Origin of the sequence: Cytobacillus praedii (assembly GCF_001439605.1) — a bacterium.
GTDB lineage: Bacteria > Bacillota > Bacilli > Bacillales > Cytobacillaceae > Cytobacillus > Cytobacillus praedii.
In genome coordinates this window covers 117,953-140,295 of the sequence record NZ_LMBX01000008.1, presented here as the reverse complement: position 1 = coordinate 140,295, position 22,343 = coordinate 117,953, and the positions used below count along the sequence as shown (strand labels likewise).

Below are 22,343 nucleotides of genomic sequence, written 5' to 3'. Positions count from 1 at the left end.
GACTTTTCCTTATGCTTTTTCGGGGATTCGTCTCATACGACCTTTCTATGGGACTTTTCCTTATGCTTTTTCGGGGATTCGTCTCATAGGACCTTTCTATGGGACTTTTCCTTATGCTTTTTCGGGGAATTGCCTCATAGGACCTTTCTATGGGACTTTTCCTTATGCTTTTTCAGGGAATCGTCTCATAGGGCATTTCTATGGGACTTTTCCCTTAAGCTTTTTCAGGGAATCGTCTCATAGAACCTTTCTATGGGACTTTTCCTTATGCTTTTTCGGGGAATCGTCTCATAGANNNNGACTTTTCCTTATGCTTTTTCGGGGATTCGTCTCATACGACCTTTCTATGGGACTTTTCCTTATGCTTTTTCGGGGAATCGTCTCATAGGACCTTTCTATGGGACTTTTCCTTATGCTTTTTCGGGGAATCGTCTCATACGACCTTTCTATGGGACTTTTCTTTAAGTTTTTTCGGAGAATCGTCTCATACGACCTTTCTATGGGACTTTTCCTTAAGCTTTTTCGGAGAATCGTCTCATAGGACCTTTCTACGAGACTAACCCACCAGATTTTTTTCTAGAATGAAGTCCCATATACCTCCTCTATGAGACTCCATCATTATTTAGAGATTAAGTCCAATAAACCTCTATTTTATGACAGCTCCCTTAGCTGCATTTAGTGCATCAGCAAAACGCCTGATTCCTTCCTCAATCGCCTTTTCTTTTTCTCTGGCAAAAGTAAATCGCACATACCCTTTTTCGGATCCCATTGTCGTACCTGGTACGTAGATGACTCCCTGCTTAATCGCATTTTCTAATAACTTCATTTCGTCTACGTCTCTTTTTAATTTACACCAAATATGGATTCCACCTTGCGGAATCGTAAATTCGACTTGATCTTTTAAAAAGTAATTAAGGCTAGAGACAATTTGATCGCACCGCTTTTCTAGTTCCTTCACTAATTTCTGAATATGTGAATGGAAATGCGCTGATTCCAAAAAATCGTTAGCAATCCATTGAGTAAAGCTCGCATGTCCAAAATCAATTTGCTGTTTGGCATCAGATAATCTTTCTATTACCGATCTTGGACCGATAATCCAGCCAATTCTAAGACCGGACGCAACAACCTTTGATAAAGAACTAATGTACAAGACATTCCCATGTGTATCCATCGACTTTAATGTTGAAACCCTTTCACCGCTAAACGCCATTAAACTGTACGGATCATCCTCCACTACAGGAATGCCATGTTCTGAAGATATTTCTAAAATGGCTTTCTGCTGACTCTCTCTCAGCAAAGTGCCTGTTGGATTTTGAAATACTGGATTCAAAAATATCATTCGAATGCGATGTTTTTTATGCAATGCTAATAACTCATCCGTGTCTATCCCCTCATCATTTACCGGTAAATAGTACGTCTTTATACCTGCTGTTTGAAATATTGGAAGATTGTAATGATAGGACGGGTCCTCTATTAAAACGGCATCCCCTGGCTTTAACAAGCATTGAACAACTAAATGCAAAGCTTGCTGTGCTCCAGAAGTAATTAAAATAGAGGAGGAATTTGTTTCTATATTTCGCAGCTCCTTCACATGCTTTGCAATGGTCATCCTCAATACTGCATTCCCCTGAGGATGATCATAACCTAACCGGCCGATAAAAGAGCGAGTGGACGTAATCTCCCTTAATGCACTCGTTGGAAAGAGATCCTCTGATAATTCACCGCTGGCAAGATTGATTAGCTTTTTCTCCTCCATCTCTTTTCGTATTCTTTGGTTGAGCGGCAAATTTGGCAAAAATGAACCGGCTTCTATATATCTATTCCAACTAGGGATGCGTTTTTTCGTTATCCCCCAGATATCCTGACTTATCATCGTGCCACTTCCGCGTATTCGTTGAACTAAACCATTTGATTCAAGCTCATCATAGGCAGATACAACTGTACTTCTATTGATATTTAGCTCTTTCGCTAAGTATCTCTCGGATGGAAGAGGTTTATCTGGCGGAAAGGTCCCATCAGCAATTCCGTTTTCAATAAACTCCGCAATTTGTTTATATATTGGCTTTTTAGCTTTTCGATCAAGATTCCAGTCCATTTCATTCCATCTCTTTCCATACAAAATTGCAGACTAATTTTCGTTATTTTTATCTATTATAACGAAAATTAGATCACGATTTGAATTATCCTGAGAAGCTAATGTACACACCAAGTGCGATAGTAGATAGAAAAATAACCGCAACATATATTAACGTTAAGTTAGCTGTGTTTTTTTTCGCCGTTTCACTATATTTTTCATCCGTTTTCCTCGTTACCATTAAAGTCCCAACCAAGGCGATTAACAAAATAATAAAGACAAAAGCAATTAGTAATTTCATCGTCCACCTCTATAAAAAATATTTAACTCCCTATATTTAAGTAATCAGTATAAAATATATTATAAGGAAATGACCCATCCACTTTCGAAGAATTTTCGCCATCCACTTTAAAAAGGAGGAAAGGAGCACTAGTTCCAAATCACAAAAAAGGGAATGGATTTCACCACTCCCTTGACGACAAATCAATTTTTCTCGGCGTTTATTTAAAACTGAATTTTGGTTTAAAATTCCCTTTATAAGGTTCATGTTCAACGAATACAGTAATGTTCTTCCCATCTTTGTCTTTACCCGTTCTTTTATACGTAAATTTATTATTATTAAGTTCTGTAAGTTCAAGAGCTGCACCATACTTATTATTGCCAATGGAAACATGGGCTCTAATTTTATTCTCGTGTACAATATCGAAGTAGCCAAAATCGCCGCGGCTCTCCCCTGTTTCAAGATTGAAAAACTCATATTTATTAGACTTATCATCAAATTTGGCTAAACTTATAAACATCGTATTATACGCTGTTACATCATTGCCTTTTTCGTCTAGTACCTTTGTTCCATTCCAAAGGGTGCTGCCTAATATTTTATCTCCATCAATATCTTTCACGATATCTCCCGTAGCTGTGTCCAGCTGCTTGTCAGGGTCAGTAAAGGAAAGCTCTTTTTCTTTATATGGCACATGTTCAACAAATACCTCTGCATCGTTGCCGTTAGCATCTTTTCCCATTCTCTTATAAGTAAAAACATCTTTATTTAGTTTTGTCATATCGACAACAGCTTGATAATTCATTGATTCTGAAATTAATATTCTCTTCTTCCCATCATTGGTGATAAAGAATGTTCCTTTATCACCTCGGCTTTCACCTGTCTTAGCATCAAAAAATTCATATCTTCCTGATTTCCCATCATATTTCGCAAGACCAATGAAGTTTGCATTTTCTTTAGTTAAGTCATTCTTATTTTTGTCAAACACTCTCGTACCTTGCCAATTTGTACTGCTAAGGATGTTAGCCATTTCCTGACCTTTGGTTAACTTATATTCCTTTTTCAACTCTTTAAAAGCACGTTCTTGCTTCTGTTTGCTATGATTTTCTTGTGCGCTAGCACCACCACTATACCCGGTTAATACTAATGTACATCCGAGCAGTATTGAAGATATTGCTATTGCTTTTGCTTTTTTGTTCATTTTTTTCGACTCCTCATTTTATGATTGTAGTGTAATCTACATTGGTGCCTATTATTTATAGTTTCTACGTTTTTGATTGCTGATTGGAATCTGGCTATTTTGCTCCTGCTTTCAGCAAAATTTGTTCAATCTCTTTAAACCCATTCTCACGTGCATGCTTCAAAGGGGTTACATTATTTTTATCAGGTATGTTCACATCTGCTCCATAATCTATAAGCAATTGTACTGCTTGCTGCTGTTTTTCGTCTCCATCATTCAAAATAATGGCTTCTAATAAAGCCGTCCAACCAAGATCATTGACATGATTAACATCCGTATCGGTATTGGCAAGAAGTTCTTTAATAACATTCACATATCCATGTTCAGAAGCAGGGATCAAAGCAGTCCCCCCATACCGGTTTGTAATCGTTGGATCAGCACCTGATTCGATCGTAAGCTTAAGTATTTCAACATATCCTTCTGCACCGGCATATAAAAAAGGATTGTTTTTCAAGTTATCTTGAATGTTGACGTCAGCCCCCGCTTTAATCAAGACTTTAGCGGTGTCAACATCATTATTATAAGTTGCGATCATAATAGCCGTTCGTCCTTCTGAGTCCTTTGTATTTATATCGATACCTTCCTCAACCAATCTCTTTATTGTTTCTGTTTCCTTACGTTCTGCAGCTTGAATTAATTGTTCATTCCTATCTAGTTCTGCCCTTATCTCTTTTTCCTGTGTATTTGGTTCTGCAACATGATCTGAGGAACATCCCTGAAGGAGGAGAATTCCTCCAATAACAATTGGCCACCTCCACATCCAATTCACCTGCCTAACATTCTTTATTATTTTTTGTTGTTATCTTGAAATAAATACTCTTAGATCTACTTAATGAACTAAGTTACTACTTCTATTATGTTAATGCACAATTATAAACTCCCTCTAAATTATTTCTTAAAATGAGATAAACTTATTCTTAAATTTTCTTCATATTTATAAAAAAAGACCCATCATCATTGTGACGGGTCTTTTAAACTTTTTATTTAATTTAACATTGAATTGATATCCAGCTCCCCAAACAGCTTCCAAAAATTTCGGTGCAGGGCATCTTTCAATTTTAGGGTAATTTTCTAATGGGGACGTTCACCTTTGAAACGTCTGCACCTGACTTATCAATCAATATTCCATGAACGAGAATTGTAGATTCCCTGCTAACCATGCACAGCGCATTACATGTGCTATCACTCTAACAACCTTCTCTTGGACTTTGCTCTAAGCCTAGGTACTGAATGATAAAGCCATTTATTGATTGAAAACCTTATAATCAATTTCATTTTCACTTTTAGCAATAATAAATGCGCTTAAAGTATCAGAATCAACATTTAAAATGGTCCGAAGCATGCCAACAAACCATTCTACTCCAGCAAATAGAGCGATGCTCTCAATTGGCAATCCTAATTGTGGAACGACAATAGATAAAGATACTAATCCCGCACCTGGTACAACTGCATTTGCGAGGGAAGCTAAGGTGGCTAAAATAACAAGATAAAAGTATTCGCCACCTGAATAAGAAATTCCAGCAATCTGTGAAATTGTGACTAATGTAATCGCCATATGCATGGCTGACCCGTTACTATTGAGTGACATTCCTAATGGAAGGACCAATTTTGTAATTCTTTCACTAATTCCAAGCTTCTCCTTCGCATCCTTTAAAGCAATAGGCAGAGTAACAGCAGAAGATGTAGTAGTTAAAGCCATGATAGACATTGGAGCCATATTCTTGATTAATTTAACCATACTCACTTTACAGTATATGGAAACGAATAGAAACCATATAAATAGAAAGATAAAAGTGGCCAAACAATAAATTAATAAGTACTTTGCCAATGGCAGTAAAACTTGTAAACCCATACTTCCGATAGTTGAGGCTATTATAAAAAATATTCCCACTGGTGCAATTTTCATGATTAAAGTAACCAATTTTAAGATTACTGAATTAAATTGTACTGTTCCTTGGAATATTTTGTTTTCTTTATCATCTAATCTTACATAACTTAATGCGAGTCCAAAAATGATGGCAAAAATAATAACTTGCACAATTGATCCTTGCGCCATAGAGCTAATTATATTTGTAGGAAAAAAGTTAAGAATCGTATCTTCTACAGAGCTTGCTGTACCGATTTCTGGCAGCGGATTGTCCGAGAGCAGAGTGGAATCAATCCCTTTCCCTATTTTAAATAGCACTCCTATTGCCATACCAAATAGGGCAGCCAAGAAAGATGAAGTGATGAAAACAATGACAGTTTTAAATCCTAACTTCCCTAATTTCCTTGGATTTAACCCTCCCACTGCTTCAATAATCTGTCCCATTACTAGTAACACAATAGACATTTGAATCAACCGTAAAAATATATTTCCAAAGACATCAATTGATGTCATGAATTTCCCAAAGAATCCACCAAATAAAACGCCAAGAATAGTCGCTAGAATAATCTGAGTGGTTATGTTCATTCTTATTTTCATATTTTTTCTCCTAGATCTTATAAGAGTGTCTGGATCATATTAATTTAATTTATTTTTTTCAGATTTACAATCTATTTAGCGGCTTTTACTTTAAATATTTTTGTAAAAAAAGAGAACTGGAGACTACACAATTAGATATTTCTCCAGTCCCAGATGAAAAACATGATAAAAAATTTATTTCTAAACTACTACTCTACTTTTAGAATGAACTCGAATTATAGTATGACAAACTAAATGGCATTCTCTAAATAATTGTTATTCTTTACAACTGTCCCAGTTAGCTCATCTTTCAGATTTGCGATATTATCTAATGAAGTAATAACCGCCTTTGCATTTGGACTATTCTCCAAGAAATTAACAACAGCTTCAACTTTTGGCAGCATGCTTCCTGCTGCAAACTGATTTTGATTGATATATTCCTTCAATTCAGTAAGAGTAACGTCCTCAAGTTTTTTCTGATTTTCTTTCCCATAGTTAATAAACACATAATCAACACCAGTAAGAATAATCAGGTAATCTGCCTTCACAAGTTCAGCAAGTTTTGCCGCAGCGAAATCCTTATCAATTACTGCTTCAATACCTTTGATTCCTTCTTCTGTTTTAATAACTGGAATTCCGCCGCCGCCGGCTGAAATTGTAATAAATCCATTCTTCACAAGGTTTTCTACTATCGGGTATTCAATAATTTCAAGCGGCTTTGGTGAAGCAACGACCTTACGCCATCCTCTTCCAGCATCTTCTATATAAACGGACCCATCTTTTTCCGCGACAGTTTTTGCTTCCTCTTCTGTTAAAAAAGGACCAACTGGTTTTGTAGGATTCATAAAAGCAGGATCATCTTTATCAACTAAGCATTGAGTAATAATTGAAGCCGTCTGTTTATCAATATTTTCCTCTTTAAGCGCTTCATTCATAGCATTTTGCAGCCAAAATCCAATACTGCCTTGAGTCATGGCTACACAGGAATCTAAAGGCAATGCAGGATTTATTTCAGAGTCTGCATTCATTTGCTGGTTTAACAAGTTTCCAACTTGTGGTCCATTTCCATGACTGATCACTAATTCATGTCCTTGTTTTACTAATGCTACTAGTTTTTCAGCTGTTTCCTTTAATACCTTTTGTTGTCCCAGTGCAGTGGGGTCATCAGTTAAGATTGCATTCCCGCCTAGTGCAACGACGATTTTTTTTCCCATCTATATAACACTCCTTAAATTTTCATTACTGTATCAGCTTCTTTAATGCCACTTGTATACCAAATAAAGTATCGATCCCTGAAGTATGACCGTAGTTTGTTACGTTTTTCACAATTCTTCTAGCTTTTGCAATTTCAACCGTTCCAGATAAATTGTTTAGTAGATGCTTAAAACTTTCACTAACATAGCCCTTCAGCAGGCATTGGTAGTAACTGCGACTAACATCAGTGGTTGAATGACTACTTAAGAACTCACTCAGCTCTTCTCTACAAGATGAATCCTCTGAAAAGCATGACTCTGCCATAATCAGACCGGAAATAAAATCATCCCCGCTTGGAGTCAAACCAATTCCTCTGCCAAAAAAATGTTCGATAATTGCTTTGTTAACCTTCTTATGATCTGGCTGTGCAGAAATGAATTCATTTAGCATGGATGATTCTTTGGCAGATTGAATAACACCTGAATCCCCAAGGAAGTCGATTTGATTGATTAGTCTAAAAATTTCATTGTTTTTTACGTCCAGCCTATCGATTGGAAGACGGCTTACCCGCAAATCTACTTCTGAAAGCTTATCCAGTTTGATCTTCGCCTCATGATTTAATGCATCAATCATGATTTTTCCATCCTCATATCGAACAGAATTTCCTGCGGAAATTCTGTCTAACAGCTGTTGAAGGCTGTTTCCCGGAATATTAACCCCAAATGCGGAAACTGGTGTCCCTAAAGCCCCGACATGCACTAATTGGTCATGAAATACAAGATTAAAGCTGGTTTGAAAAACACTGTGAATGTTCCCAACAGAATTTTCATATAAAATATGGGGTAAATAATTGCTCTTTACCCCATATTCAATTTCTAAGGAATTAGAAATCATTATTCAACTGTGATTCCTAATTTTTCTGCATATGCTACCAGCGCTTTTTCAAAACATGCTAAAGGAGCTCTTACTGTTCCGGCACCAATTTGTCCTACTCCAGCTTTTTTATGAGCAATACCTGTATTGATGATTGGTGTAATGCCTGTTTCCACAACTTTTCTGATATCAATTCCTAAACAAGTTCCCTTGAAATCCCAAGTTGGAATACTCCAGTTAGGGTTATGTGAAATACTGATTTCCGCCATTTCATTAGATACCCTTAATGCATCCTCAAAGCCGCCAGCACCAACAAATCTAGTAACTCCTGGTGCTGCTACCATTGCCATACCGCCGACGCCGACTGTTTCAGTAATCGCGCTATCACCGATATCAGGATTTCCATCTTCTTCTGAGTATCCAGTAAAATATAATCCTTTTGGTGTGTTTACAGGGGCAGTAAACCATTGATCTCCCATTCCGCTAATACGAACACCAAAGTTTTTGCCGTTTCTAGTTAATGTAGTAACAACAGTACCACTTTCTATCTTTCTCGCATGGTCCATGATTGCTTTACTTGTCGCCATCATGATATTTAAGAAGAACTGATCCGTATCAGCCAAGAATTGAATAACTTCTTCCTTCGTGCTGTCTTCAATATCCAGCTTAACAATCGATGGACTGATTTCTTTTAGGAAAACTAGAGATCCAGCAATGTTTCTTTGATGGAATTCGTCCCCCATTGTAATGGCTTTTGCAATCATTACATTTAGGTTGATTCCGTCACCTTTAAGTTTAATAGCTTTGCTTAAAACTGGTCCTAAAACATTTGCCATCCAGTGCAGGCGATCGACTACTTCTTGGGAATATGCACCGAAACGCAGAACTTTACCGATTCCTTCGTTCATTGTGCAGTAACCAACCGTGCCATCTACTTTGTTTTCTACAACTAGCACTGCCATATTCGCTGAAGTAATACCGCCCATCGGTCCAACAGCATGAACATGATGACAAGGCATGAAAGTAACTTCTCCAGATTCAAGTTGTTTTCTTGCTTCTTCTTCCGTAGATGCCCAGCCTTCAAATAATGAAGCCCCGATACATGAACCTTGCATTGGACCAGTCATTTCATCCCAAGTAATTGGCGGGCCTGCATGAAGCAATACTTTTCCATTTAGTTCTGGAATAACTGATTTTGCAGATACTACATCTACAAGGAATGGTTGAGAATTCTTAATTCTATCAATTACCTTTTCATTTGAAGCATTGATTTCTTCTTCTTTTTTACGTAAAGCATTTAAGATCTTGATTAACTTCTTATTTCCTCCTGCAACAGGCTTCCAATTGAATTGAAGACTTTGACCGCCATATTTAATAATTGGTTCATTAAAGCTTTCAAGACCAATATTGATTACCCGAGGCATCGTATTTAGCATTTCATCAACAGCTGAGCTAAGTGCAGGTAATGGATTTTTCTCTTTGCTGTAAGGAATCACTTGCTTGTCCTCTTCAACTAATTCTTTACCCATAAATTTAAGTGCTAATTGAACAGCTTTTGCATTGCTCTCTTCAACAATCACACCTGCTTCTTCTAATGTGGCAACAGCATGATTGAAGTCCTGTGGATCCTGTTTGGTTCCTACTACAGTCCCTACAAAATGCAAGTCTCTTCCATCTGCTTTAGCTGCTGCAATGGCTTCTTTAATCGCCGGAGCTAATGCTTGAGCCATGTCTGGATGACTTCCATATCCTAATACACAATCTAGCAGAATCACGCCAGTAGAAGAATCCATTGAATACTCTTTAATTTTGTTCATTCTAACTTCAGGGTCCATCATCGGATGCGGTTTACCTTGTGTGTAGATGTCATCTCCAAGGTCCATGACTTCAAAACCATGAGACTTTAAGATATATCCCTCTTCTTTAACCAATCCGCCTAATTCTAATGATTCAGAAATTAACATACCTGCTTCGGCAGCTAATGTACCGCCTGAATATAGTCCTTTAACTGTCTTACCCGCCGGTAGAGGATTTTCTACCTGATGAGCAGCAGGCTCGTAATAATTTGCTTTTACAGACTGTCCATTCGCTAGATCTACAGCAATTCTTGCTGTTTCCTCTAATGTGTGTGCAAGGTACACACTGCCTTCATGGTGATCAGGTTTTTCTCCTAGGAAAATCGCTACCACCGGCTTGCTAACATCGTGAAGCAATTGGACAACTTCGTTTCTTACTTGTGGAGCAGGTGGCTTAGAAATGACGACAATCACTTCAGTGGCATCATGATGCTCTAGACCAACAATGGCATCCTTCACCGTAATTGCTCCCACTTTATCACTTAAATCACGGCCGCCTGTCCCGATTGCGTGAACGACACCGCCGCCTAATTTGTCTATCATAGCAGTTACTTCTTGAATACCTGTTCCAGAAGCCCCAACAATTCCTATATTTCCTTTGTTTACTACATTTGTAAACGCCATTGGAATACCTGAAATAATTCCTGTTCCACAGTCAGGTCCCATTAGCAATAGACCTTTTTCATGCGCTTTTTTCTTAAGTCTAACTTCATCAGCAACTGAAATATTATCACTGAAAGAGAACACATTTAGGTTATAGTCTAGCGCTTTTTCAATTTCATCCGCAGCATATTCTCCAGGGATAGAGAATAGAGCTAAGTTTGCATCAGGAAGTGCTTCTAGGGCATCCTTCCAATTTTTCACACTCTTTAATCCGCCTGACTCTTTAGTTACAGATAGGTCATTTAGAAAACGATCTGTTTCTGCTAATACCAGATTCATCACAGCATCGTCATCTGTATCAACAACAATCACCATATCATTCCCTTTTGCAGTTTCTGCTTCAGGAGTAAGTAATCCGGAATTTCTAAAAATATCTTTATTTGCGTCTGTTCCCATCATGATGGAACTTTTATTTACTCCGTCTAAACCATTAACAGAATTCGTTAATAACATCAAATTGATGGAATCTTGATAACTATTTTCTTTAATAATTGTGTGCAGCATAAAAATATTCCCCTTTCCTTTTCTCGTATTAATTATAAAGTTGACTGTAAGTGTTTCCATCGCTACATGAAGATAAAATAGACAATCATATGTTATCTCTTATAGATAAAAACCTGCTGTGATAGATTTAATTGAATGACAATTAAGGCTTTTCTCGCAAACGTTGTTGCTTTTCACTTGAATTCGCAGAGGTTGATTTCCGCTCCAGGATGCTCGCTTTCCGCGGGGTGGGCGCTGAGCATCCTCAGCGCGTAGCGCCTGCGGGGACTCACCTGTCCCACACCTTCCGCAGGACATTGAGTAAACCACAGTGAATAGTCATCGCACGAAGAAAATGCGTCAGCATTTTCGAGGAATCTCGCACCTTCCGCTCCAATCATCCAACCTTATTTACCAACGGTTTTCATTCACATCATTTATTCAAAAAACAACATTCTTTTAGAAATGAGCCAAATTAAAAAAGCTTTTAGATTAAAAAAAGCCCCTAAATGTTCAGGCAACAAATAGGGACTTATCATTTTATTATCGATAAATAGTTACTATTTTTTCAGTCTTTACTGTAACTCTTCCATCTTTAATAACGAACAATCGTGTTGGCAGATCAATAATAGCGTTTGTAACAGATTCCGTATCAAGTAATACTAGGTTAGCAGTGTGTCCAACTACAATTCCATAATCCTTTATACCAAGAGCCTTAGCTGGGTTGGTTGTGATCATTGGTAAAACAGTCGGTAAATCTGCTGCACCTCCCAAGTGTGCTGTAGGAATAGCTAGCATGGCTGTTTGAACAAGATCGCCTGTTCCATAAGGAGTAAACGCATTACGAATATTATTTGTAGCGATACACATATTTACTCCGCCATCTCGTAACGCACGAATTGGTGTAAGACCGCGTCTAACATTATATTCATCATTACGTCCACCCATATGCAGATCAGTAGCTGGTAAAGACATAATACTAATTTGAGCTTTTGCTAGACCTTCAATAATTGGTTCTAATTGTTTTTTAGGAACTGCTCCTAATGCTGTTACGTGACCTAGTGAAACTTGTCCTTCATAACCTTCAGCAATTGTTTTTTCACAAATATATTCAATTGTCATCCCTTCTGGATCGTCTTTGAAGTCTTGGTGAAAATCAATTGGTTTGCCATATTTTTTTGCAATTTCAAATACCAAATCAATATGTTCTTTTGCAGGAGAATCATTATATGGAATTCCTCCCACTACATCGGCACCGGCTTCCATTGCCTGAAACATCATTTCTTCTGTTCCTGGTGCTTTAAAAATTCCTTCTTGCGGGAATGCAACAACTTGCATATCGATAAAGCTCTTATATTTTTCCTTTAATTCCATGATCGCTTCAAATCCTGTGAAGCCTTGTGAAGGATCAAATTCGGCATGAGTACGAATATGAGTCGTACCGTTTACGATTAACATTTCAATTGTACGTTGTGCACGATCTAAAATATCTTCTTTTGTAAATGTTGGTTTTAACTTTGCAGTAACCTCAATAGCTTCTTTTAATGTTCCAGATTTATTCGGAAGGCGGTCAGCAATTAATGCTTTATCCAAGTGGATATGCCCTTCAATAAATCCAGGAACCAATACCTTGCCATTTGCTTCGATTACTTGCTTCGCATCTGCATCAATCGCATGCCCAATAGCTGCTATTTTGCCATCTTTAATTGCTACATCTTGTAATTCTGCACCTTCTTCAAGTCGTGCCTTTTTGATTAAGATATCCATATTAATTCCCTCCATTTAAGGTTATTAAGATAAAATAAATGATAATACAAGAAGTAATGCTATTGCAGATCCAACCCACTTACCATTGCCTTTTACTACTTCTATAATAGGAAGTTTGAAACCGGCAGATAATGCTTGCATGGTTATGTTAACAAAACTTAATTGACTTCCCATTCCAACACCAATTGTGACAAAACCTATCGCTAAAGGCGAAAAACCTAATGATACAGCGATCGGCAGGACTAACCCCAGGATAGAACCAACAAATGCTCCCGCAGGAATCCCAATTAAAACACCCGCTAACACAGCCGCAGGAACGACTAATGCTGTTGGAGCATTTCCAGCCGCATTAGCAATAACCTGGAATGCTCCAGTATTACTAATAAGGTTGATAAACGCTAGGAAAATACCAACTTGAAATAATCTCGTAAGAATATAGATGGATCCATCTATTAGAGAATTTGTAGTCTGGTTTAAGTTAAATTTCGTGCAGACAAAAATTAATGCGACAGTACCAATTGTATAAACAAGAGGATTAATGAGCGAATAACCTAACGCCTTATTAATAAATGGTCCGACAATAATCGCTAATAACATAAAAATCGCAGGAATCGTAATTTTAAATAATTGACCATTGTTCATTGCAGCATATTCTTCACTTTCTTCGCTGACGAACAAGCTTCCCCGCTTCTTCGCGCCATAGAAAGCTAGCGCTACTGCAAGCACTGCAAATAGCAATGTAACCCATCTCATTGTTCCCACGTATTCAGCAACTGGGATACCAGATAACTTAGAGACCACGCTTGATTCAAGAGACGCCGGTGAAGTTGTAAATGCAGCAGCTGTAGCAATAGACATAGCCGCAATTAATTCAGGAATCGCACCTACTGCCGCAAAGGCTAAAGGAGCAATTACCATCGCAGTACCGCCGCCAACACCAGACATATACGTTGCAGCAGCTTGTAAAATAACAATAAAGGCTGCCATGTACTCATTTTTGTTGCCAATTTTACGGCGAACTAGATTTAAAGCTGCAGTATACCCGCCAGATGCGAATACGGCCATAGCAATGGCTGAGTTTACAACTGGAACAGTATTAGAAAGCATTTGAGGGATTGTCTTTAGAAACTCTTCGTTTGCCTGTGCAATCCCAATGCCACCTATTAACATAGCTAATGCACCGCCGGCAAACCCCGCTACCAGCATGTCCACTTTCATGAATAAGAGTACAATTATTAAAATGATTGGAACAATGACTAAAATCGCCTTAAAACCCGTTGGAGTTGGAATGCTGACCTCATCAACTCCTGCAGCAAATACTTGATATCCAGATATCAGCATAAATAGGATGGCTGCTGTTATTGAATAAAGATTACGCTTTTTAAATGCCATTTGGAGACCTCCATTCTTAATGTTGGATAAAAATAAATACTAATCGTTTAATACACCCGAAATGCATTTTCTTTACAGAGTAAGAAAAAAATTCAGAATATTACATTCATCATAATGAAAGATTTAAAGCTGCTTGCTTATTTCCGTCTTTCTATCTAGAACCTCCGTTCGTTTAAAAATGGTATCTATTTAAGGAATAAAGTAAATACGAGATCGATCATACACTAAGTGCTTGAGCAGTGTTTTTAACCGATCAATTGTTATAATTGCCACTCACAAAGTATGACGAAATGATCCGAGGAAAATCTCAACTTTAAGGAGTGATTCATTATGATGACCCTACTTCATTGTAAACGTTGTCAATTACATTCGTCTTTATCCGCTATGTATAGAGTCAGGAGTATATTTTTATCTCAAAGGGACTAAATGAATGAAATGTCTTTTTTATTATTAAAAGATAAAAAGTTTTCTTTTATATTTATTTAGTTTAGTATATAAAAAACTACTTCTACGTTCGATGGGAGGTAAAGATATGCCATTAACAGTTAGAGATATACTTGACTTCGAATCTTTATATGAATCCGAGCTTATTGCGGGAATGAAAGGCTTGCAAAAAGAAGTTACTGGGATAATGGTTATGGAAGCTCCTGATATTGAAGCTTGGGGGAACTTTGGACAAGTATGCTTAACTAGTTTCTTTGCGCTTGAAAATCTTTCATTGACTGAAACGAAAGATTTTTTCATAAAAGCAAATTCGATAGGAATCGCAGCTTTCATTGTTAAATTAGATCGTTTAGTAAAACAGATTCCAGCACATTTCATTGAGGAATGCAATGTGAATCAAATACCCCTGATAAAGATTCAAAAAGACACACCGTACGAAGCCATTATTTTGAGTGTCATGGAAACGTTAATTAATAAAAATAAAGTTCTGCTAGACCGCTATTACATGATTAGCAATCAATTCACAAATATGGCACTTCGAGAACCGCGATTAAAAGATATACTTGCTTTATTGGAGGAACTTATCCCTAATCCTGTCAGTCTTTTAAAAAACAATTCCATTATATACAGAAGTATAAACTTAGAATTAGGGGACTTTCATGTAAGTAAGTCGACCAAACTGGCTAAAAATCGCTATATTAATTTTGAATATCAAAGACAAGTGGTTACACATACAGATCTATCAACTCAACACCTTTCCCAATTATCTGTAGAAATCCCTTCACTGGGAACGGATGTTTATCGATTAATCATCCATGAATTAAATCAGGAGACAACTGAAGAGGATTTTATGGCTATAGAAAATACAGTAAGCTCTCTTCAAATGGAACTGCTAAAGAAGTATGCATTGAAGCAGCAGAACCTGAGTCATTTAAATGAGATCATTAATGACTTAATCTATGCACGATATCAAACAGAGGAAGAATTAGCAGAAATATTGCATTTCCTAAATCTAAGCAAGAAAGACAATATCCATCTCGTCATCATTGACCTTTCAGTGGAGGGCGATAGAAAGAAAGTAAAGCGGGAGGATTCTGAATCCATCGTAAATACCTTATCGAATTATATCTCGATTCGTTGGAGCAAATTTGTAAGTTTGGTAAAAAAGGATAAGATTATCTTTCTTATTTGTAATTCAGATGATGATCAAGAATTTTCCGAAAAAATCTCTGTAGCCATCAACTCTTTTACTTCCTTATCCTATTATTCACAGCTAGTCTTTAATATAGGAATCAGCAATAAATCAAATGTAACTGGTTTACACTTGGCAAATAAACAAGCAAACAACATTTTAAAGATATTAAAACTAACTGGCCAAAAAAACAAAATCATGTCCTATAAGGACTTAGGAATCTTCCAATTATTTTTGGAAACAAATAATATTGATGAATTAATAAAATTTGTACCTGAAAAAATCTTAGAAATTCAAAAAAACAAACCAGAACTTAATAAGACATTAAGGGTTTTTCTAGATCATAACCAAAACTTCAAAACGACTGCAGAGGAGCTATTCATTCATCCAAAAACGGCAAAGTACAGAATTGAACGGCTTATAAAACTAGCTAATATTAATTTTGAGAATCCCGAGGAACTTTTGCAAATTAATATTGGCTTGCGCTTACTTGAGTTTATAGATAAAACTTTATAACAGAAAGGCTGTCAATTTTATGAGTAATAAAATGACAATAAAATATGGAGAAATTCAAAATCTTGCATTAGAAGCAACATTTATAAGATCTGAAACAAATAGAAAGGAAAAAACGATTATCTATATACACGGCGGAGGATTAGTATATGGAAATAGACTTGATTTACCTGAAGTCTATATCAATCAACTGTTAGATGCTGGATATGATTTCTTCACTCTAGATTATCCATTAGCACCTGAATCGAAATTAAGTGAAATCATCCAAAGTGCTGCGAATGGAGTCAATTGGTTTTTAGAACATGCCATCCCCGCATTTGGGATTCAAACAAACGAGTATATTTTATTCGGCAGGTCCAGCGGTGCCTTTTTATGTTTTTTATTAAATAAGGGCTACCTTCAGCAGAGACCAAAAGCAATCGTCAGTTTATATGGATATCATTCTTTAATGAATAGTTCTTTTAAAGGTCCCAGTCAGCATTATTTAAAATTCCCTAGGCTGGAAACCTCGGCATTAACAAGATTAATTGGAGGTCCCCCCCTCGTGAATGGGTCAATCGAAAAAAGATATGCCCTATATGTTTATTATCGCCAGACTGGTAAATGGGTATATCAACTGGTCAATCCAAATGAATCATTAGTAAACTATTCTCTAACTAAAGATGAATTATTAACATTACCGCCCACTTTCTTAACCGCAAGTACAGCTGATCAAGATGTTCCCTATGAAATTACAGATAGCTTATCTGAGATTATACCTGATAATGAACTCTTTACAGTCAATGGACTAGAACATGATTATGACAGAAATACCCATTTGCCAGAGGCACAACAATTGTATGTAAAAATGATTAAATGGCTGGAAACCGTCTAATAAATTATAAAAAAACGTGCCTGCATTGCCAAAAATTTGTTGAGTGGATATCTTACAAATTTTCGGCAGTACAGGCACTTATTATTTTTAATTGAGGAGAACTAGCCTTCATTATTATTTTTTTACCGAGGAAGCCATTTACACATGTTCAACTGGTGCCACTGTAAATTTTCCATATTCGACACCTTTTAAAATCGTCAGTTTATTGCTTAGAAGCCGGATCTCTTTTGCTTTTCCCTTTACGATAATGAGCTCAAGACAGCTAGAATGATCCAGATGAAAATGTGTAGTAGCCAGGATATTATCATGCATATCATGTTGAATTTTTGTTAGCTCATCAAGCAGATTTCTTTGGTGATGATTGTAAAATAATACGATGCTCCCTGCTACTGTTTGATCTTCCTTTTCCCATGACTGCTGAACAAGAGCATCTCGTACAAGGTCCCGAACGGCTTCAGATCGATTCACATATCCTTTCTGCATCACTAAACAATCAAACTTTCGAAGCAAATGAGCCTCCATTGAAACACCAAATCTCTTTAGTGAAGAATCTTCCACAGCATCCTCTCTCCTTATCACAGACTAGGGAGCACTAAGCCCCTCCAAAAGATCTTGCTGCAGAAAGCGTCCTTTTCTTGAATGAGAGTAATCAAATGAATTGATCCCGGATATTATCGTTGCCCATTACACTATGGTTTAATACAAGATTTGCTTCCTCAACTACTAGGCAAAAAAAATAAACCTAGTACTCGGAGTACTAGGTCTATGAAATGTATTATTCGTTTCCTTTGCCATGGTCTTTCTTATTTTCAGCGCCTTTATTTTGGCCGTTATGTTTCTTTTCATTTACTTGTTGTTGTTTAACAACTTGCTTTTCTTGAGCTTCTTGCTTTTTAGCAGCAGCTGTTGCCTGTCCTTCAGCACGTTTTTCTGCAGCCTTAGCCTTTGCCTCTTCTTTCTTAGCTAATCCTGGAGCAACAGCAGGTTTCTTCATTTTTTTAGTTTCTTCTGCAGCAGCAGTCTCAGCTTGTTCTTCTGTTTCAGTTTCTTCTACCGCTGTTTCCTCTGTTGCCTTTTCAACTGCTGGTTCTTCAGTTACTGCTTCCTCAACTGCTGTTTCCTTTTCTGCTTCTTCTGCAGGGGTTTCTTCTGTAGCAACAGTTTCATCTTTAGCAGCAGTTTCAGTATTTACTGCCTCTTCTTCCTCAACTGCTTTATCATCCTCAGTAGTTTCAACTGCGAATTTTTCTGCTTTTGCTTCAAGCTTTGCAAGTTTTTTGTCTAATTTCGCAAAAGACTTTTGAATATTTTTCATTAGTGCTAATTGAGCTTTCGGATTTTTAACATGTGACAATGCTGCAGCTAATGCATCAATGTTTTGAGCAAGTTTCGCTTCTACTTCATCTTCTGTCTTTTCATCTTCTTTTGCAACTTCTGTTTTTTCATCTTCTGCTGCAACTTCTTCGCCTTCCGTTGTTTCTTCTGTTGCTTCTGTGTCTTCAGACGCCTGGTCTTCAGTTACTTCAGTTTCATTAGCAGCTTCCTCTGTTGCTTCTGTATCTTCACCAGCAATTTCTTCTGATTCTGCTAAACTGTCAGTAGCTTCCTTTTGAGTAGCGATTGCCTCTTCTAAAAGTGCTGTTGCCTCATCAGTTTTTCCCTCTGCAAGCAATGCATTTGCTTCAGCAATACGCTCAGCAGCAAAATCTGCTAATAGACGAGCTTCCTTGTAATCATCAACTGTTACAGCAAGTCTTACTTTTTCCATCATCGTTTTTACAAAGTAGAAGAAATCCCCAGGAACTAAAGCTGGTGCCTCTTCTTGTTTCTGATCCGTTTCTTCTGCTGTTTCTGTGTCACCTGCTTCTTCTTCAATAGCAGAATTTTCTTCAGTTGCTTCTTCCTCTGCTGCAACTTCCTCATCCGTAGCCACTTCTTCTGAAACCTTATCTTCTACAGCAGTTTCCCCATCAGCTAAATTCTCTTCTACCGCTGTCGCTCCATCGTTTACATCAACCTTAACTGTTTCTTCCGTAACTGGTGTGGCTGTTTCAGCTGTATCCTCATTTGCATATACAGCGCTTGTTCCTAAAGAAGAAAGAATAAGTGCTGATGCTGCTGCACCGCTTAATAGTGATTTTTTAATTTTCATAGATTGTTTCCTCCTAATGTCATTTTCAATATACCCTTCGACAAAAGCAGACAAGTTTGTGGCGGTAAATCTAAAAAAAGTTAAAATAATTTCTCGAAATTTATTATGGGGTTATTTTACAGCTCAACAAAACCTAAGTACAAAGTAAATAGCCATTCAATAAATATAAAGAAGAGGTTCCCCGTTTTTATTATCGTTAAATGACAATTAAGCTAATAAATTTTAAAGCCTCTAACAGAATAACCCCCATGCTGATTAGCAGGGGGGTTAAAAGGATTGGTGAATTTTAACGCAGATATCTTACTGACTATAAAATATGACAGCATAGGTGGTTAAACCTTAAAGTTATTCTATAATCGCGCCAATTTCTTGAATAAATAAGAAGCTTATATTAGCTGGTATGTTAAATTAAAACTATCTATTTTGTTTATTCCATTCTTCTAATGTCATCATTTCAAATGGTTCTTTACAATCCAAATTTAAAGGAGCAATTAATTCGAGACTATTCCCATCAGGATCTAAAAAATAAATTGCGGCATGAGCATTAGGGTAATTAGGCAGAACAAGTGGTTGTTGTTCTGGTGGAAATCCAAAATTGGTATTAATTTTTACTCCCTTTAGTTCAAGCCATTCTTTTACATCTTGCATACTTTCAATATCAATTTGCAGTGCAATATGCCTTAAAGAAGGATGATATGGAGTTGTTGATTTTTCTGTTTCCCATAATCCTATCCAGCTTTTCCCCTTTTCAATCCAAAAGAAGACTAGTTTTTCAGTTTGATAGGCAATTTCCAAACCTAAATTTTTATAAAAATCTATTGACTGTTTAAGATTACTTACAGGCAAATGCGCTTCATACAATCCTTTAATCATTTTCTTAACCCCTTTTCTTTATTTCTTACCAAAAATATATCAGTAACCGAACATGACTCCATCCAATATAAGTATGAAATGGTATACAACTTTAGTTGTAGGGGAAGACCGATTATCATTCAGAACCCTCTTCTTCATGAAAATGCTCCTGTAAATAAAGAAAGAGCGTAATTCTTTCTGCGAATTGCGCCCGATTACGGAAGATCGTTATTCGTAATATTTTTTATCTCAGAAAATCCTAATTTTCTTCAATACTTATAAATCTTTTTTAAAACAAATAATACGATTTACTTCACTAAATCCCAATTTAAGATGCATTGCTAAGCTTTCCTCATTTTTTAATTCACAATCACTAGCAAATTCATCACAATCTCTTTTTTTAGCCCAATTCTCACAAGCATTCACTAATTTTTTAGCAAAACCTAGTTTACGATATTCATCTTTTACGTAAAGTCCCTCTAAGTATCCTACCGGACTTGAACTTGTCCCTTCAACATAATCATATCGCAGTTGACATTGCGCAAACCCAACCGTTTCGCCTTCATGATAGTATAAAAAAACCTTTGCATCTGGCTGCGCTATAATATGCGTCATTTCTTGAATAAATTCTTCTAATGTGTGATCTGGCCAAAGCAGTAAAGCTAGGTGTGCAGCTGCTTTTGTATCTTGTAACGTAGCCGCTTTTATCATTTAAAAACCTCCCAGCATCCTAATAAATTAAGCTTTTTTCTATACAATCTAACAATTATGACTTGGCTGCAGTCTTATAAAATGATTAATTGTCCTAACATAAACACACCCGTTAACATATGTACCTAACTTCGCAATCTTTAATAAAATCCAGTGTCTTTTCATATAATTTTGGCTGAATCTCTAAATAGGTTAGATTTATTGGTGGATTATCAAACAATTTTACCTCGCTTATCTCTGAATTGGGTAATTGACCAAACTCCTCTATCTTTGCAAAGAATAGCCTTCCTTTTCCACTAACAGCAGCATATTTCATCGAGTAGTCGCAAATGGGAATTAATTCATAATCAATAACCCCAGTTTCTTCAAATAGCTCCCTTTTAGCAGTTTCCTCGATTGTTTCTCCTGGTTCCCTATGACCACCAGCAATTTCCCACGATGTTCGCTCCTTATGTCTAACATAAACCCACTTTCCTTTATGAACAGCACTTATTACTGCAAATTTTAACTCATCCTCATTTATAGAACCTAAATCATAAAACTGTATCTCCAACATCTCACCTCACTGATTCGTATGCATAGTCTTTCTATAAAATTTCTTAATAACCTTCTCATATTTCTCTATTAAATCGCAATCCCAATGGAAATGGCCTCTGCTCAAACGGTTACTCTTCCAATGTTTGCTTCAATATGTACTGCCGACCTTTCTTATCCTAAGGCATCTTTTATTTTAAGAAACTCTATGTTCAAAAGTTCAACATGTCTAATTCCAGCCCAAAATTGAAAGAATGTGCTCAACATGATAAATAATAATTAACCCTAAAATCAGAAAGATAAGTGTGGTAATATACTGCTTTGAGTTCTTAATGTATATCCACTCCAAAAGGGATTCAGAACCCGATGAAAGAATAAGAAATACTATCCAAAACCACTTTATGCTGATAATACTATTAATAATAAACGGGAAAGAGCATAAACAAATACCTACAATAATACCTCTTCTCCATCGATCAACATTCTTAGCAGTTGTTTCTGAAAGCTTTATCCTTTGTACACCAAACAATTTATTTAATACTTTTTCTAATAAGAATGCCAAAATAATAAGGACAATTAGAAACACAAAAAATTTCACCTTCTCCCCCCTTTGTTCTTATTATGTCATAAAATTTCCAATTGTCTTATCAAATTATTTTGCTACTTGTAAAAATGGTACCGCCTTCCCTTCAAATTTGTACACTAATACATTTTTGTAATTAAAAAGCCCCTGATTTTTCTACTAAGCAGAAAATCTGGGGGGGTTATCAAGTTCTATAGTTTTTGAGTTTTAATTTCCAAATAATGCA

At 36.6% G+C, this 22,343-nt stretch carries 18 protein-coding genes and 1 pseudogene; 2 read left to right on the top strand and 17 right to left on the bottom strand.

All coding sequences use genetic code 11. The features are described 5' to 3' along the window. Positions 1–646: 646 nt before the first annotated feature. The 11 genes and pseudogenes from pdxR to ASU02_RS10895 form a co-directional block, all read right to left on the bottom strand. Positions 647–2,095 (bottom strand): MocR-like pyridoxine biosynthesis transcription factor PdxR, encoded by a 1,449-nt coding sequence (gene pdxR, locus ASU02_RS10945; protein ID WP_057763454.1) that lies wholly within the window; start codon positions 2,093–2,095, stop codon positions 647–649. 85 nt (positions 2,096–2,180) lie between these two features. Next, entirely contained in the window at positions 2,181–2,375 is a 195-nt protein-coding gene (locus tag ASU02_RS10940) for a hypothetical protein (protein WP_057763453.1), read from the bottom strand. Between the two features lie 199 nt (positions 2,376–2,574). Next, on the bottom strand, positions 2,575–3,552 hold the full coding sequence (locus tag ASU02_RS10935; protein ID WP_057763452.1) for a DUF4822 domain-containing protein: 978 nt from the start codon (positions 3,550–3,552) through the stop codon (positions 2,575–2,577). A 94-nt stretch (positions 3,553–3,646) separates the two neighbouring features. Continuing rightward, positions 3,647–4,351, bottom strand: coding sequence for an ankyrin repeat domain-containing protein (locus ASU02_RS10930; RefSeq protein ID WP_082631761.1), 705 nt, complete (start codon positions 4,349–4,351; stop codon positions 3,647–3,649). A 483-nt stretch (positions 4,352–4,834) separates the two neighbouring features. Continuing rightward, positions 4,835–6,055 (bottom strand): dicarboxylate/amino acid:cation symporter, encoded by a 1,221-nt coding sequence (locus ASU02_RS10925; RefSeq protein WP_057763451.1) that lies wholly within the window; start codon positions 6,053–6,055, stop codon positions 4,835–4,837. Between the two features lie 230 nt (positions 6,056–6,285). After that, positions 6,286–7,248, bottom strand: coding sequence for a carbamate kinase (gene arcC / locus ASU02_RS10920; RefSeq protein WP_057763450.1), 963 nt, complete (start codon positions 7,246–7,248; stop codon positions 6,286–6,288). Positions 7,249–7,273: 25 nt separating this feature from the next. After that, positions 7,274–8,122, bottom strand: coding sequence for a DUF2877 domain-containing protein (locus tag ASU02_RS10915; RefSeq protein WP_057763449.1), 849 nt, complete (start codon positions 8,120–8,122; stop codon positions 7,274–7,276). Then, positions 8,122–9,372 carry a YlbE family protein gene (locus tag ASU02_RS26980; RefSeq protein WP_408607265.1) on the bottom strand — a complete coding sequence of 417 codons (1,251 nt, stop codon included), beginning with the start codon at positions 9,370–9,372 and terminating at the stop codon, positions 8,122–8,124. The genes ASU02_RS10915 and ASU02_RS26980 overlap by 1 nt, the downstream gene beginning before the upstream one ends. Positions 9,373–9,402: 30 nt before the next feature. Further along, positions 9,403–11,124, bottom strand: a pseudogene (gene fdrA / locus ASU02_RS26975) (acyl-CoA synthetase FdrA); the annotation flags it as partial. Positions 11,125–11,646: 522 nt separating this feature from the next. Beyond that, a complete protein-coding gene (locus ASU02_RS10900; RefSeq protein WP_057763448.1) occupies positions 11,647–12,870 on the bottom strand; it encodes an amidohydrolase family protein in 1,224 nt (407 codons plus the stop codon). A gap of 24 nt (positions 12,871–12,894) precedes the next feature. After that, positions 12,895–14,262, bottom strand: a complete 1,368-nt coding sequence (locus ASU02_RS10895) for a hypothetical protein (protein WP_057763447.1) — start codon at positions 14,260–14,262, stop codon at positions 12,895–12,897. Between the two features lie 532 nt (positions 14,263–14,794). Here ASU02_RS10895 and ASU02_RS10890 point away from each other — a divergent pair. Together ASU02_RS10890 and ASU02_RS10885 are read left to right on the top strand one after the other, a co-directional pair. After that, positions 14,795–16,414: a PucR family transcriptional regulator gene (locus tag ASU02_RS10890; RefSeq protein WP_057763446.1), complete on the top strand. Its 1,620-nt coding sequence runs from the start codon at positions 14,795–14,797 to the stop codon at positions 16,412–16,414. 19 nt (positions 16,415–16,433) lie between these two features. Next, on the top strand, positions 16,434–17,285 hold the full coding sequence (locus tag ASU02_RS10885) for an alpha/beta hydrolase (RefSeq protein WP_082631758.1): 852 nt from the start codon (positions 16,434–16,436) through the stop codon (positions 17,283–17,285). A gap of 138 nt (positions 17,286–17,423) precedes the next feature. Here the strand turns inward: ASU02_RS10885 and nikR are convergent, their stop codons facing one another. The 6 genes from nikR to ASU02_RS10855 form a co-directional block, all read right to left on the bottom strand. Continuing rightward, positions 17,424–17,843, bottom strand: a complete 420-nt coding sequence (gene nikR / locus ASU02_RS10880) for a nickel-responsive transcriptional regulator NikR (RefSeq protein ID WP_057763444.1) — start codon at positions 17,841–17,843, stop codon at positions 17,424–17,426. A gap of 217 nt (positions 17,844–18,060) precedes the next feature. Further along, on the bottom strand, positions 18,061–19,437 hold the full coding sequence (locus tag ASU02_RS10875; RefSeq protein ID WP_057763443.1) for a DUF5667 domain-containing protein: 1,377 nt from the start codon (positions 19,435–19,437) through the stop codon (positions 18,061–18,063). A 414-nt stretch (positions 19,438–19,851) separates the two neighbouring features. Further along, a complete protein-coding gene (locus tag ASU02_RS10870) occupies positions 19,852–20,310 on the bottom strand; it encodes a VOC family protein (protein ID WP_057763442.1) in 459 nt (152 codons plus the stop codon). A 255-nt stretch (positions 20,311–20,565) separates the two neighbouring features. Next, on the bottom strand, positions 20,566–21,000 hold the full coding sequence (aac(6'), locus tag ASU02_RS10865) for an aminoglycoside 6'-N-acetyltransferase (protein ID WP_057763441.1): 435 nt from the start codon (positions 20,998–21,000) through the stop codon (positions 20,566–20,568). Between the two features lie 112 nt (positions 21,001–21,112). Next, positions 21,113–21,553, bottom strand: coding sequence for an NUDIX hydrolase (locus ASU02_RS10860; RefSeq protein WP_198317427.1), 441 nt, complete (start codon positions 21,551–21,553; stop codon positions 21,113–21,115). Between the two features lie 210 nt (positions 21,554–21,763). Then, a complete protein-coding gene (locus ASU02_RS10855) occupies positions 21,764–22,132 on the bottom strand; it encodes a DUF4181 domain-containing protein (protein WP_057763439.1) in 369 nt (122 codons plus the stop codon). Positions 22,133–22,343: the final 211 nt, after the last annotated feature.

Coding starts and splice junctions, on each gene's coding strand:
- ASU02_RS10870 (WP_057763442.1), bottom strand. CDS start 20,310: ATGATTAAAGGATTGTATGAAGCGCATTTGCCTGTAAGTAATCTTAAA.
- ASU02_RS10925 (WP_057763451.1), bottom strand. CDS start 6,055: ATGAAAATAAGAATGAACATAACCACTCAGATTATTCTAGCGACTATT.
- ASU02_RS10885 (WP_082631758.1), top strand. CDS start 16,434: ATGAGTAATAAAATGACAATAAAATATGGAGAAATTCAAAATCTTGCA.
- ASU02_RS10890 (WP_057763446.1), top strand. CDS start 14,795: ATGCCATTAACAGTTAGAGATATACTTGACTTCGAATCTTTATATGAA.
- ASU02_RS10895 (WP_057763447.1), bottom strand. CDS start 14,262: ATGGCATTTAAAAAGCGTAATCTTTATTCAATAACAGCAGCCATCCTA.
- ASU02_RS10935 (WP_057763452.1), bottom strand. CDS start 3,552: ATGAACAAAAAAGCAAAAGCAATAGCAATATCTTCAATACTGCTCGGA.
- ASU02_RS10930 (WP_082631761.1), bottom strand. CDS start 4,351: ATGTGGAGGTGGCCAATTGTTATTGGAGGAATTCTCCTCCTTCAGGGA.
- arcC (WP_057763450.1), bottom strand. CDS start 7,248: ATGGGAAAAAAAATCGTCGTTGCACTAGGCGGGAATGCAATCTTAACT.
- ASU02_RS10915 (WP_057763449.1), bottom strand. CDS start 8,122: ATGATTTCTAATTCCTTAGAAATTGAATATGGGGTAAAGAGCAATTAT.
- ASU02_RS10875 (WP_057763443.1), bottom strand. CDS start 19,437: ATGAAAATTAAAAAATCACTATTAAGCGGTGCAGCAGCATCAGCACTT.
- ASU02_RS10940 (WP_057763453.1), bottom strand. CDS start 2,375: ATGAAATTACTAATTGCTTTTGTCTTTATTATTTTGTTAATCGCCTTG.
- ASU02_RS10900 (WP_057763448.1), bottom strand. CDS start 12,870: ATGGATATCTTAATCAAAAAGGCACGACTTGAAGAAGGTGCAGAATTA.
- pdxR (WP_057763454.1), bottom strand. CDS start 2,095: ATGGACTGGAATCTTGATCGAAAAGCTAAAAAGCCAATATATAAACAA.